The sequence below is a fragment of the uncultured Campylobacter sp. genome (assembly GCF_938015785.1).
Taxonomy (GTDB): Bacteria; Campylobacterota; Campylobacteria; order Campylobacterales; family Campylobacteraceae; genus Campylobacter_B.
This window is the reverse complement of record NZ_CALLWC010000054.1, coordinates 62081-75341: the sequence shown is the minus strand read 5'-3', so window position 1 is coordinate 75341 and position 13261 is coordinate 62081. Positions and strand designations below refer to the sequence as shown.

Annotated in this window: 12 protein-coding genes and 1 other RNA gene; 10 read left to right on the top strand and 3 right to left on the bottom strand. The window is 43.2% G+C overall.

Annotated elements, in window-relative coordinates; all coding sequences use genetic code 11:
- Genes dnaN through Q0393_RS08090 form a run of 5 tightly spaced genes read left to right on the top strand, consistent with a single transcriptional unit; the run spans position 1 to position 6439 of the window.
- The gene (dnaN, locus tag Q0393_RS08110; protein WP_298979323.1) at positions 1 to 1080 is read left to right on the top strand and encodes a DNA polymerase III subunit beta; all 1080 of its coding nucleotides are present in this window, start codon (positions 1 to 3) and stop codon (positions 1078 to 1080) included.
- Positions 1081 to 1089: 9 nt separating this feature from the next.
- Positions 1090 to 3402: a DNA topoisomerase (ATP-hydrolyzing) subunit B gene (gene gyrB, locus Q0393_RS08105; RefSeq protein WP_298979321.1), complete on the top strand. Its 2313-nt coding sequence runs from the start codon at positions 1090 to 1092 to the stop codon at positions 3400 to 3402.
- A complete protein-coding gene (locus Q0393_RS08100; RefSeq protein WP_298979319.1) occupies positions 3403 to 4827 on the top strand; it encodes an EAL domain-containing protein in 1425 nt (474 codons plus the stop codon).
- Positions 4827 to 5207, top strand: a complete 381-nt coding sequence (gene queF / locus Q0393_RS08095) for a preQ(1) synthase (RefSeq protein WP_298782929.1) — start codon at positions 4827 to 4829, stop codon at positions 5205 to 5207. Before Q0393_RS08100 ends, queF begins: the two co-directional genes overlap by 1 nt.
- A complete protein-coding gene (locus tag Q0393_RS08090; protein ID WP_298979316.1) occupies positions 5204 to 6439 on the top strand; it encodes an HD domain-containing protein in 1236 nt (411 codons plus the stop codon). The genes queF and Q0393_RS08090 overlap by 4 nt, the downstream gene beginning before the upstream one ends.
- A gap of 3 nt (positions 6440 to 6442) precedes the next feature.
- Here the strand turns inward: Q0393_RS08090 and ffs are convergent.
- Positions 6443 to 6540, bottom strand: an RNA gene (gene ffs, locus Q0393_RS08085) — signal recognition particle sRNA small type.
- Between the two features lie 47 nt (positions 6541 to 6587).
- Here ffs and Q0393_RS08080 point away from each other — a divergent pair.
- The 4 genes from Q0393_RS08080 (at position 6588) to Q0393_RS08065 (ending at position 9775) form a co-directional block, all read left to right on the top strand.
- Complete coding sequence (locus Q0393_RS08080; protein WP_297896890.1) at positions 6588 to 7007, top strand: hypothetical protein; 420 nt, start codon at positions 6588 to 6590, stop codon at positions 7005 to 7007.
- 64 nt (positions 7008 to 7071) lie between these two features.
- Entirely contained in the window at positions 7072 to 8874 is a 1803-nt protein-coding gene (gene typA / locus Q0393_RS08075) for a translational GTPase TypA (RefSeq protein WP_298979314.1), read from the top strand.
- A gap of 111 nt (positions 8875 to 8985) precedes the next feature.
- Positions 8986 to 9573, top strand: a complete 588-nt coding sequence (locus Q0393_RS08070) for an HAD-IB family hydrolase (protein ID WP_298979311.1) — start codon at positions 8986 to 8988, stop codon at positions 9571 to 9573.
- On the top strand, positions 9566 to 9775 hold the full coding sequence (locus Q0393_RS08065; RefSeq protein WP_298979309.1) for a hypothetical protein: 210 nt from the start codon (positions 9566 to 9568) through the stop codon (positions 9773 to 9775). Before Q0393_RS08070 ends, Q0393_RS08065 begins: the two co-directional genes overlap by 8 nt.
- Positions 9776 to 10026: 251 nt before the next feature.
- Here the strand turns inward: Q0393_RS08065 and Q0393_RS08060 are convergent, their stop codons facing one another.
- Entirely contained in the window at positions 10027 to 10839 is an 813-nt protein-coding gene (locus Q0393_RS08060; protein ID WP_297987633.1) for a transporter substrate-binding domain-containing protein, read from the bottom strand.
- Positions 10840 to 11063: 224 nt separating this feature from the next.
- On the bottom strand, positions 11064 to 11867 hold the full coding sequence (locus Q0393_RS08055) for a transporter substrate-binding domain-containing protein (protein ID WP_298098411.1): 804 nt from the start codon (positions 11865 to 11867) through the stop codon (positions 11064 to 11066).
- A 170-nt stretch (positions 11868 to 12037) separates the two neighbouring features.
- Here Q0393_RS08055 and Q0393_RS08050 point away from each other — a divergent pair, with 170 nt between their 5' ends.
- On the top strand, positions 12038 to 12994 hold the full coding sequence (locus tag Q0393_RS08050; RefSeq protein WP_298979307.1) for a hypothetical protein: 957 nt from the start codon (positions 12038 to 12040) through the stop codon (positions 12992 to 12994).
- Positions 12995 to 13261: the final 267 nt, after the last annotated feature.

The following is a 13261-nucleotide window of genomic DNA, read 5'->3' as shown; positions in this document are numbered from 1 at the left end:
ATGAAAGTGTTAATCACTAAAAAACTTCTAGAAGAGATAGTTTCAAATACTGGCTCCTATCTTGATAAAAAAGATCTAAGCTCGATAACTTCGCATCTTTTAATGAGTGCAAAAGATGGAATTTTTAGTATAAAAGCTACCGATCACGAAATAGGCCTTAGCTATAATCTACAAAATGTCTCAATAGAAATGGAAGGAGAAGCTACGGCAAACGGAGGCAAACTCCTTAGCGTTATCAAAGGCTTAAGCGACGATAGCGTTACTTTAGAAACCGTTAACGGAGCGCTCTTCGTAAAGCAAAAAAAATCTAAGTACAAGCTTCCGATGTTTGAGACGAGGGATTTTCCGAGCTTTCCTACAATAGATGGTAAAAACAGCTTTGACGTAAATGCTGGAATTTTAGGTAGAAGCCTTAAAAAAATATATCCGTCGATCGATACGAACAATCCAAAATATGAGCTAAACGGAGCTTTGATCGACGTAAAAGAGGGATTTTTAAATTTAGTCGGAACCGATACTAAGCGACTTAGCGTTTATAAGCTGATCACTCAATCAAAAGCGGGCGAGCTAGATACTAAAATTTTAATCCCTAAAAAGGCGATAGGCGAAATTCAAAAGCTATTTTCGGACAAGATTAAAATTTACTACGACGAAAACGTGCTGCTAGCTGTGAGCGAGAATTTTGAGTTTTTTACGAAGCTTATAAACGGCAAATTTCCAAACTACGAGCGTGTGATCCCAAACGATACGGCATATAAAATTTTAATTCCGCGCGATAAGATGGTAAGCGGCGTGCGAGCGATAAACGCGATGTGCGAGGAGATGAAGGTTACCATTAAGAAGGACGGAATGATTTTTGAGAGCATCAACGAGGATAATTCCGAGGCAAAGACCGAAATTGAAGCGGCGATTGATATAAACAGCGAGATAGTCTTCGGCGTGAAAAATCGCTTCTTGCTTGATTTTTTAAGCAGCATCGAGAGTGAAATTTTTGAGCTAAATTTTAATAGCTCCGATACGGCGTTCGTGCTCAGCGCGGATGGTTTAAAAACGGTCGTCATGCCGATAAATAATATTTAAAGGAAAATTATGAAGCAAAATTACGGCGCTAGTAATATTAAAGTTTTAAAGGGTCTTGAGGCTGTTAGAAAGCGCCCTGGAATGTATATCGGAGACACCAATATTGGCGGACTTCACCATATGATCTACGAGGTAGTTGATAATTCGATTGACGAGGCGATGGCAGGTTACTGCGACACGATCGATGTCGAGATCACTAGCGAAGGAAGTTGTATCGTTAGTGATAACGGTCGTGGAATCCCAGTGGATATACATCCGACTGAAAAAATTCCTGCCGCGACGGTGGTTCTTACGGTACTTCACGCAGGCGGTAAATTTGACAAAGACACTTATAAAGTCTCCGGCGGCTTGCACGGCGTGGGCGTTAGCGTCGTAAACGCGCTTTCAAAAAAGCTCGTTGCTACGATCAAACGTGACGGAAATATTTATAGACAAGAATTTGCCAAAGGAATTCCTACTACCGAGCTTGAAAAGATAAAAACTACTAATCGCACGGGCACTACGATCGAATTTTGGCCGGATGATGAAATTTTTGAAATTTTAGAATTTGACGATAAAATTTTATCAAAAAGATTTCGCGAGCTTGCGTATCTAAATCCAAAAATTACGATAAATTTTAAAGATAACCGTACTGGCAGAGACGAGCACTTTCACTTCGAAGGCGGTTTGGAAAGCTTCGTAAATGATATGAATAAAGCGCCTGCTATATCCAAAGCCGTGTCGTTTAGCGACGGCGCGGAAGATGTTATGGTGGATTTTGCGCTTATGTATAACGAAACGTATAGCGAGAATTTATTAAGCTTCGTAAATAATATCAAAACTCCGGACGGCGGTACGCACGAGGCGGGTTTTAGAGCGGGTCTTACGCGCGCGATAACAAATTATGTCGCGGCAAATGCGGCTGCGCGCGAAAAGGACACGAAGATCACCGGCGACGACGTTCGCGAGGGACTTATTGCGGTAATTAGCGTAAAGGTTCCCGAACCGCAGTTTGAGGGACAGACTAAAGGTAAGCTGGGCTCCAGCTACGTTAAGCCGATCGTGCAAAAGATGGCGTTTGAGGTGCTTAGCAAATATTTTGAAGAAAATCCGATCGAAGCGCGCGCCATTATGAATAAGGCTCTTTTAGCCGCGCGCGGTCGCGAAGCGGCGAAGAAAGCACGTGATCTAACGCGCAAAAAAGACAATATAAATTCCGTCGGAACCCTTCCCGGAAAGCTAGCCGATTGCCAGAGTAAGGATGCGAGTATTAGCGAAATTTATCTAGTCGAGGGCGATAGCGCGGGCGGTTCGGCGAAGCAGGGAAGAGACCGCGTGTTTCAAGCGATCCTGCCGCTTAGAGGTAAAATTTTAAACGTAGAAAAGGCGCGCCTGGATAGAATTTTACAATCCGAAGAGATTAAAAATATGATCACGGCCTTTGGTTGTGGTATCGGTGAGGAATTTAACGAAGAGAAGCTTCGCTATCACAAAATCATCATTATGACTGATGCGGACGTTGACGGTAGCCACATCCAGACGCTACTTCTAACATTTTTCTTTAGATTTTTGCGCCCTATCGTGGAAAACGGCTATGTTTATTTAGCACAGCCGCCGCTTTTTAGATATAAAAAGGGTAAAAAAGAAATTTATCTAAAAGACGAAAAAGCGCTGAGTGAGTTTTTGATCGAAACTGGCATTGATATGGGCGAGTTTGAAGGCATCGGCAACGAGGATTTGATTGATTATCTAAAAATCGTTTCAAATTATCGCTCGCTTCTGAACGAGCTTAAAAAGCGTTTCAGCGTGCTTAGCGCGATCAGATTTTTGATAGAAAACGACGAAGCGCGAAGCCTTGGCTACGAGGAGTTATTTGAAATTTTAAAATCCCGCTTAGAAAGCGAAGGATTCAATATCTTAAATTCCTACGTAAATGATGAAGGCATTAGAATTTATGTTCAAACTCCGAGCGGCTTAGAACAGCTCGTGATAGATGAGAATTTATTCGGCAATTATATCTTTGAAGAGGCGATCAGAGTTTATTCAAAGATCAAAGAGCGGGATGTAAGCTTTGGCAAGGATTTTATTGAAATTTTAGACGAAATCGAAAAAAGCTCGAAAAAAGGCGCTTATATTCAGCGTTATAAAGGTCTTGGAGAGATGAATCCGGAGCAGCTTTGGGAAACCACTATGAGCCCTGAAAATCGAAGGTTACTAAAAATAAATATCGCCGATGCGCAGAGTGCTAGCGATACCTTTAATCTTTTTATGGGCGACGAGGTCGAGCCGCGCCGAAATTACATCCAAGATCATGCAAAAGATGTAAAACATTTGGACGTTTAGATGCTATTTAGTGAGACCAAAGAGCGCGAAAATCGTTTCATAACGGCACTTAAAATTTCGGTGCCGTTTACCTGCGTTTTGATTGTTTTCGGAATTATTTTGTTTCGAAACGGCGAGTTTAAATTTGACGACGTAATTTTATTTTTGATACTTTTAATCTGCTATGTTTATTATGTTATTTATCAAATTTATTTCGGCTTTCAAAAGACGCTGATTGATCCCGTTACGCATGTATTTGTGCGGGAGGAGATCGAGAAAATTTTAAGCAATGATTTAACTAAAAATCGTCAAATAAATATCGTGCTTTTGCGAATTAAAAATATCATCGACATAAACGATCGATACGGTTATAAAAACGGCGATGAAATTTTATACGAGTATTGTAAGGAACTTTCAAATTTTATGGCGGAGCAAGGTTTTAAAGACCTTCCGATTGGTCGCTTTATAAACGGCTACTTCGTATTTGGAGTGGAATCAAAAGCTACAAATTTAAGCCATATTTTGCGAATGTTTGAGCATAAAATTTCAAGTCAAACGATTAAAAATGTAGAGATAAAAAGCGAATTTACAATGCTTCCAAGTTCATATGATCGAAATCTAAATAATATCGTAAATGCTCTATTTTATAAGATAAATCACCTGGACGACGAAGAGCACGGCGAGAAGGCCATCGACGTCGAGAAGGTACTAATCGACGTGTTTTCTGCCGACGTTATGGAAGCGATCGATAGTGAAAATTTTAGCTTTAAATATCAGCGCGTTGCAGATAAAAACGGCGTAAAATCGCATATAAATTTGATCCCGAAACTCGATCTAAGAAGCGGCGAAAAGATCACAAAAAGTAGAATTTTAGATATTTTGCTTCTAAATCATTACGATATTAAATACGATATTTCGATGATGAGGCAGATTTCTAGGATCATCTATTTTAAAGATATTGACGCTAAAATTTTCATCGAGATCATGCCTCAGACACTGCGAAATAACGAGTTTCGTAATGAAATTTTAAAGCTCATTGATAATAATCTGATCGATCCAAAAAAGATCGTGTTTGAGTTTAACGAAAAGCTTATCTATTCGGAGATCAAGCGTTTTGACGAAATTTTGATTAAATTCCGCGAACTCGGATTTAGCTTCGCGCTATCGCAGTTCGGTGGCTCGAACGCGAGCTTTGAGTATTTAAAATTTCTAAACGTCGATTTTATCGTTTATGACATAGAATTTAACAAAAATTTAGACGATGAAAAGATTAAAAATATCTTCATAGGCATTAATGAAGCCTGCGCTAAATCGGGCATCAAAACCATAATGCGCTTTGTAGATAAGCAGGAATTTCAAATGCAACTTTATAAAATGGGTATCGATTATATTCAGGGATTTTGTGTCGAAAAGCCGAATGATATATCGAATTTAAGGAGATCATAGTGAGATACGGCGAAGAGGAAATTGAGAAATTTGACATCGAAAATTTAGAAGTTTGGCCCAATAAACAAAAGCGCGATTATCTTATAAAAATAACCCTGCCCGAGTTTTGCTGCCGCTGCCCGCGCTCGGGCTATCCGGATTTTGCGACGATCTATTTGGAATATATCCCGGACAAGCTCGTAGTCGAACTTAAAGCGATTAAAATTTACATAAATTCCTTTATGAACCGCTATATTAGCCACGAAGATAGCATAAATGAAATTTATGGCGCGTTGCAAAGCAAATTAAAGCCTAAATTTATGAAAATCACGGGCGATTTTAATCCGCGCGGCAATGTCCATACCGTAATCGAAATAAACTCGGATCAAATTTACCGATGATAAGCTCAAATTTAGTCGAACAAATTTTTAAATCCGCAAGCATTAGCCGCTGGAACGATTATCCAAAGATGGTGAGTTTAGTCGAGCTCGACAAACAGGCGCATAAATTTATCATTGCTTATTTCATCGCTAGCTTTGAGCGCGATGTGGATATCAACTATGTGATAGAAGCGGGGATTTTCGAGTTTTTAGCGCGCATCGTCGTAACCGACATCCGCCCGGACGTCTTTCATCAGATTCAAAAAACCAAAAAGGATAAGATCAACGAATGGGTTTTAAGCGTCCTCGAAAGCGATCTTTTGCCTATTCAAAACGGCGTATTTTTCGAGCGATTTAAAAAATATCTAAATTCCAAAGATCATAAGAAAGAAGCCGTGATCTTAAAGGCGGCGAGCTACCTCTCTACGCGCTGGGAATTTAATATCGTCTATCAAACGAGCCAGTTTCTAAACGACATCGAGGAGCTAAAAGCCAAAGTCGAGGAGGAGCTCGAGGATTATTATGAGCTAATCGGCGTGCGAAAAATCGTGATGAATAAAAAACTTGCTCGCATAGTCGATCTTAGTGGCAGACTTCGTTTCCAAAAACGCTGGGCGCAGACGCCGCGCATCCCTGAGACATCGGTGCTAGGACACATGCTGGTAGTCGCGATTTTAAGCTACTTTTTCTCGCTTGAAGTTGGTGCGTGCCGCTCGCGCACGGCGTATAATTTTTTCTGCGCGCTATTTCATGATTTGCCCGAAAGCCTAACTCGCGACATCATCAGCCCCGTAAAATACGGCGTCAAGGGCCTTAGCGACATCATCAGCGAATATGAGATGCGGCTAATAGACGATAAAATTTTACCTTTCGTGCCGGAACATATGCGAGATGATTTTAGCTATATTTTAGGCATCCGCAAAGGGGGCGGTAAATTTATAAAAGACGAGTTTGAAAACCGCACCTTCGAGCTAGGCAAGGAGCCTAAATTTGCAGAAGGCAGCCTAAAGATGTTTAATGAAGACAAATTTCGCGCAATCGATGGAAAGGCGCTTAAGTATTGTGACAAACTAGCGGCGTTTTTCGAGGCGGGGATTTCGATCAGTTACGGCGTAAAGAGCAAGGAGCTGCTTAGCGGGTATAATTCGATGTTAGAGTTTTTCAAAGCCAAGCCGAAAATTGAAGGCGTCGATTTTCAGAGTGTTTGCGAGGATTTCAAAGAGCATTTCGGGCTTAATAGGATCGATTTATAAAACCCCTTCCCAGATGGCTGCGGCACATGCGAGATCTAAGTGCTCTGCTGTATTCCTACCCTGAAGCGGTGCCTAAAAAAAGCATTGCACAGGTCTAAGAAAGGGCAAACGGGATTATATGGAAATGTTTCTTAAAGTAAGGTTATAAATGAATTTCAAAAATCATCTTCTATCCGTATTTCGCGAGGTCTTTATCCCTCATCATCGCTCTATCGAGTTTAGAGCCAAAATTTTTGCCGCAATGCTGCTTGCCAAAAAGAAGCAGACCGACGAGGATTACGACGTGATCAAAGATATAGCGGGCGAAATTTATCCGGGCGACGAGCAACGCATCGGCGTACTGGTATCCATCGTAAAAGAGTATATCTTAAAGGCGAAGACCTATAAAGGTCTAAATTTAGACTCGCTTCTAAAAGAGATCGACAGAGATATCAAAAACAACAAAAAATATATCAAAAAGATCGATTTTTCGCATCTGCGCCGTCTGATCGGCGACGATGACGAGGACGCGTTGATCCAACAGCGCGTTTATGAGTTTTTTGTCTGCGAAGTCAAAGAGTACTCGTAAATTTTTATCTTAAGAATTTTTTTAGTATAATCGTCAGCCTTTAAAATAGCAAACGGAGAAAAATTTGGAAAATATCAGAAATATTGCGGTCATCGCGCACGTCGATCACGGCAAGACCACTATCGTAGATGAGCTTTTAAAACAGTCCGGCACCTTTGGTAATCACCAAGAAGTCGGCGAGCGCGTGATGGATAGCAACGACATCGAGCGTGAGCGAGGCATTACGATACTATCCAAAAATACCGCCATCCACTACGGCGGCGTTAAAATCAACATCATTGACACTCCGGGCCACGCCGATTTCGGCGGCGAGGTCGAGCGCGTGCTAAAGATGGTCGACGGCGTGCTTTTGCTCGTCGACGCGCAAGAAGGCGTCATGCCGCAGACTAAATTTGTCGTGAAAAAGGCACTATCTTTAGGGCTCAGACCTATTGTAGTCGTAAACAAAATCGACAAGCCCGCAGCCGATCCAGACCGCGTGGTAAATGAAATTTTCGATCTTTTCGTAGCGCTTGACGCAAACGACGAGCAGCTTGAGTTCCCCGTCATCTACGCCGCGGCCAAAAACGGCTACGCAAAATACGATCTAAACGACGAAAACACCGATATGAAGCCACTTTTTGAGACGATCATCTCTCACGTTCCGACCCCTAGCGGTAGTGACGATAATCCTTTGCAGCTGCAGGTTTTCACGCTCGATTACGACAACTACGTAGGCAAGATCGGCATCGCTAGAATTTTTAACGGCACGATAAACAAAAACCAAAGTGTTATGTTAGCCAAAGCCGATGGCACGCATATCAACGGCAGAATTTCAAAACTAATCGGCTTTAGCGGGCTTGAGCGCACCGACATCGACGCGGCGGGCACGGGCGACATCGTGGCAATCGCTGGCTTTGACGCGCTTGACGTAGGCGATAGTATCGTCGATCCCAATAATCCGATTCCGCTTGATGCGCTACATATCGAAGAGCCCACCCTTAGCGTAATTTTCAGCGTAAATGACGGACCGCTAGCCGGCACAGAGGGTAAATTCGTAACCTCAAACAAGATCGACGAGCGCTTGGAAGCGGAGATGAAAACCAACATCGCGATGCGCTATGAAAACGCGGGCGAGGGCAAATTTAAAGTAAGCGGTCGCGGCGAGCTGCAGATCACGATTTTGGCCGAGAATATGCGCCGCGAGGGCTTTGAGTTCTGCCTTGGGCGCCCGGAAGTTATCATCAAAGAGATCGACGGCATCAAATGCGAGCCTTTCGAGCATCTAGTTATCGACGCGCCCGATGATTGCACCGGCACCGTCATCGAAAAGCTCGGTCGCAAAAAGGCCGAGATGAAGGTGATGAATCCTACCGGCGACGGGCAGACGCGTATGGAGTTTGAGATCCCGGCGCGCGGTCTTATCGGCTTTCGCTCGCAGTTTTTGACCGATACTCGCGGCGAAGGGGTGATGAACCATAGCTTTTTGGAATTCCGCCCTTTCATCGGCGCGGTCGAGAAGCGACAAAACGGCGCGCTCGTGAGTATGGAAAACGGAGTGGCGCTAGGATACAGCCTGTGGAACCTGCAAGATCGCGGCGTGCTTTTTATAGCTCCACAGGCAAAGGTCTATCTAGGCATGATCATCGGCGAGCACAGCCGCCCGAACGATCTGGACGTCAATCCGATCAAGGGTAAAAATTTAACCAACGTCCGCGCGAGCGGCAGCGACGATGCGATCAAGCTAGTGCCGCCGCGCGTGTTAAATTTAGAGCGTGCGCTGGAGTGGATCGAGGAGGACGAGCTTGTGGAGGTTACGCCAGTAAATATCCGCGTGCGTAAGCGATACCTGGATCCTACGACGCGCAGACGAATGGCTAAAAAATAGAATTTCAAAATGAAATTTTAAAATTCGGCGTGAAATTTAGCTTTAAATTTCACGCCTTTTTTATAGGTAAATTTTAAAATTTACGCTTCTGAAATTTTGCTAGGAGAGGCAATGAATCTTGTTTTATTCGACTTTGACGGCACGATCACGCGAGATGATTCGTTGCTCGAGTTCGTCGCCTATGTAGTCGGATTTAAGAAATTTTTTCGCGGGATTTTGGTGCTATCGCCCATTTTAGCGGCGTATAAGCTAGGCCTTGCGAGCAATAATTTTACGCGCAGAAAACTCTTGGGCTACTTTTTTGCGGGCATGAGCGCCGATAAATTCGATAAAATTTGCAAAAAATACTCCACCACCCACATCGAAGATATCCTAAAACAAAGCGCGATGGACAAGATCGCAAGCTACAAAGCCGCGGGCGATAAAATCGTCATCGTCACCGCCTCGCTCGAAGACTGGCTGCGCCCGTGGTGCGACGCGCAGGGCTTGGAGCTTTTAGGCACCAAAATACGGCGCAAAGGCGGCATCATCACGGGCGAGATCGAGGGGCAGAACTGCTACGGCACGCAAAAGGTCGCCCGCGTGCGCGCGGCATACGACGTGCAGGCTTTCGATCGCGTCATCGCTTATGGCGACAGCAGAGGCGATCGCGAGATGCTCGAGTTTGCCGACGAGGCTCACTACAAGGCGTTTGAGTAAATTTCTGCGACCACAAAGCTTAAGCGATAGCATCTGCGGCGACTGCGCTTTTGCCGTGAGTCATAATTTAGCTTACGCAGAATTTTATCCTTTTAAATTTATCGCGCTTATCTGTGGAATTCTACACCGCACGATAAATTTATATTTTATCGCAGCGCAAAAGCCCTCAACTACGAAATTCTGTTGCAGCATGGGATTTTAAAATTCTCGGTGCGGGTAAAATTCTAAAATTCCGTCATGCATAAAATTTTAAAATTCTATCATAGCGTGAAATTTTGCTCCGAATGGAATAGATGTTTTTAAACCGAGCGTGAGATAAAATTTTAAATTTTAGAATTTTACGAAATTTTGCAGCTACAAAAATTCCAAAATTTGCAGATTTTAGAATTCCGCTCGCCGCGTGCGAAGCGGAATTTCAAAATTTCAAAATTCCGCGCCTTAGAATTCTAAGATCTAAAGCATATTATAAATTCCGTCTAGCAGGAAGTATTTTTTATCCGCAGTGCCGCGGTAAAATGGCTCGAAAGTGTCCTCATAAGCCTTTTTGAAAAAGCCCTCTTTGCTTAGCTTGATTAGATCGGCATTGATGAAATCAAGCAGGCTTTGATTGCCTTTTTGCACGCCGACGCCTAAGAATTCCGCCGCGCCTAGGTTTTTAAACGGCACTTCAAGCGTATCGTCCACGACGGCGTAGGCTAGGACGATGATGTTGTCATTGGCATAACCGTCGGCTCTGCCGTCCTTCATCATCGCATAGCACTCGGAGGTATTTTTGCAGTAAACTAAATTGCTAAATTTCTCTTTGCGCAAATAGCGCTCGGTCATTGAGCCGTTGGGATTTTTTTCGATTGAAATTCTCATATCACGAACCTGTGCGAAGTCCTTCACTTGATCCTCTTTACGCGTTACGATGCCAAAATTTACCGATAGATACGGAAGTGAGAAATCCACCTGCTTCTTACGCTCTTGCGTAATCATAAAGGTGCCGATAACCATATCGACCTTGTTATTTTTCAAAAACGGGATTCTCTCGCCTGCGGTTACGGCTACGAACTGCACTTCGCCCTTTTTATCGCCGAAAATATCTTTGGCGATTGAGCTAGCAAGCTCGATTTCAAAACCCTCAAACTTGCCGTTATTAGACTCGCTTAGTGGCGGACGACCTTCGCGCACGCCTACTCTGATAACCCCTGCCTGCCTGATTTCATCTAGTGTATTTGCAAAAATGCTAGCGCAAAATAAGGCTAAAATAAAAAGTAATCTCATAAAAAGCCCCCTACTTTTTAGTTTTGAAATAATTATAGCACTATATATTTTAGAGAAAATAAATGCAAGCGGTTTAAAATTCAATTACCACGCGTATGCAGGTTTGAAATTTAGGGGCGAAGTGGGGATTTAAAATTTCGCAAATTCTAAATTTTAAATCCCAAGATTTATTCGTTATGCAAACTGCCTTCGATAAATTTTATATTTTAATTTCTAGCTCGCTTTTATAGCAAGTCATAAATTCCATCTAAAAGGAAGTATTTTTTATCCGCTGTGCCGCGGTAAAAAGGCTCAAAGGTGTCCTGATAAGCCTTTTTGAAAAAGCCCTCTTTGCTTAGCTTGACAAGCTCTGCGTTGATGAAATCAAGTAGCTCCTTATTTCCTTTTTGCACGCCAATACCGATGAAATCTGGCTTGCCGAAGTTTTGAAACGGCACTTCGAGCGTATCGTCCACGACGGCGTAAGCTAGTACCGTGATATTTAGATTGATGTATCCGTCGGCTTTGCCGTCACGGATCATCGCGTAGCATTCGCTTGTGCTTTTGCAGTAGCTTACGTTGCTAAATTTCTCTTTTTTGAGGTAATTATCTACGGTCGTGCCCTCTTCGGTTATGAGCCTCATATCGCGCAAACGCGATATATCTTTGATGGCGTCCGCTTTGCGAGTTAGCACGCCGAGATTGGTCGAAAAATACGGCATCGAGAAGTCTACATGATTTTTGCGCGCCGAATCGATGACGAAGGTAGCTGCAACTATATCGACTTTATTATTGACTAGATACGAGACGCGATCGGCGGCGCTTAGAGAGACGAACTGCACTTCGCCTTGTTTGGCACCGAAAATCGCCTTTGCGATCGCATTGGCAAGCTCGATCTCAAAGCCTTCAAATTTACCACCGCTAATCTCGCTAAAAGGCGGTCTGCCATCTCTGACGCCTACTCTAATGACGCCGCTATTTCTGATCTCTTGCAGCGTGTTTGCAAAAAGCCCCGCACAAAGCAAGATCAAAGTAAAAAGTAGTTTCATTTGCTGCTCCTTTGTTTAGGTTATTTATGGCTAATTCTAGCGAAATTAAGATCAAAAGGCGCTTTTTTAGGCTAAATTTATTTGTCATTTGCTTTTTATGAAATTTCAAGGCGCCGTTAAATTTAGCCTTAGATTTGATATAATCGGGCAAAATTTATGGAAAGGACGATATGAAAAATTTTATCTTTTTGTGGCTTTTACTTGCGGGCTGCGCTTTCGGCGCCGCTAAAGAGGATGCGGCGGCTTCTACTACGCAGCAGGTGGCGTCAAATTTACCGCAGCCAAATTTTGAAATTTTTTACGATGAAAATGCTAGTGATGCGCAGATAGATGCGGGGTTGGATGCGCTTTTAGAATTCGCGGCGCAAAACAGGGGCAGGATCGACGAGGATTTCGGGGAGTTTAAAGATAGAATTTTCACCGCTTTCATTTTTAATCCAAAGGTGCTGCGAAATTCAAAATTTGACTTCGAGCGGATAGAAAAAATCCTTAAATTTAAACCAAATCTCAATTACGGCGGAGACGGCGGTTATTTCTCGCCGCTAAAGCTCGCGATCTTTTTCGGCTCGAAATTTAGCAGCGAGATAGCGAAGCTTTACCATTTTGATAAAGCCGATGCGATGCGGCTTTTAGAGCTTTTGGTGCGAAACGGCGCGGACGTCAAGGCTAGCGGGCTGCTGCGAGATGCCGCGGCAAACGATAATTTCGAGGCATTTAAGTTTTTGATTGCAAACGGCGCGCGAGATACGAAAGATGTGGTCGGCTCGGTTGCGGGCAGCGAATTAATATTTTTAAGCGACAATAACGTTTCCATTCTCGGATATAAAGAGGCGCTGCCGCTTGCTGCGAGGGAGTTTGCCGCGGGCACCAAATTTAAAGAATTCCGCGATGGGAGATTATGCTATTTGGACGAAATTTTAAAATTCCAAAGCTTTGCAAGCATCGATAAAAAGGAGATCGAAACGCTTATCAAAGTAGCTGTGGTGCTGGATGACGAGATGACGGCGGAGTTTTTGCTCTCTCGCGGCCTTTGCAAGCAGAAGGGGCTTTGCGAGTTTCTAAAAGTGCAGGCAAAAACTTACGACGCTGCAAAAATTTCTAAAATTTTAAGCCGCAAAGAGAAGTAAATTTTAAAATTTGAGCGGCTATATGGCGGTGTAAAGCAGATAAATTCGCTATTATAGTTGCGCTAGTCGCATCCGCCCTACTTTGTCATTTAGCGCGAGCGAAAAAGCAAAATTTGTTCCGCCTAACCTACCCTCCTCCTCTTATCAAACAGCTCACTATTAAGTTCATTCGAGATAAATTTTAATGTATTTGCCAGACAGCGCGGCGGCAGAGGTAAATTTTAAAATTTAATCAATATAAAGGACAAATTTAAGTGCCATTATTAT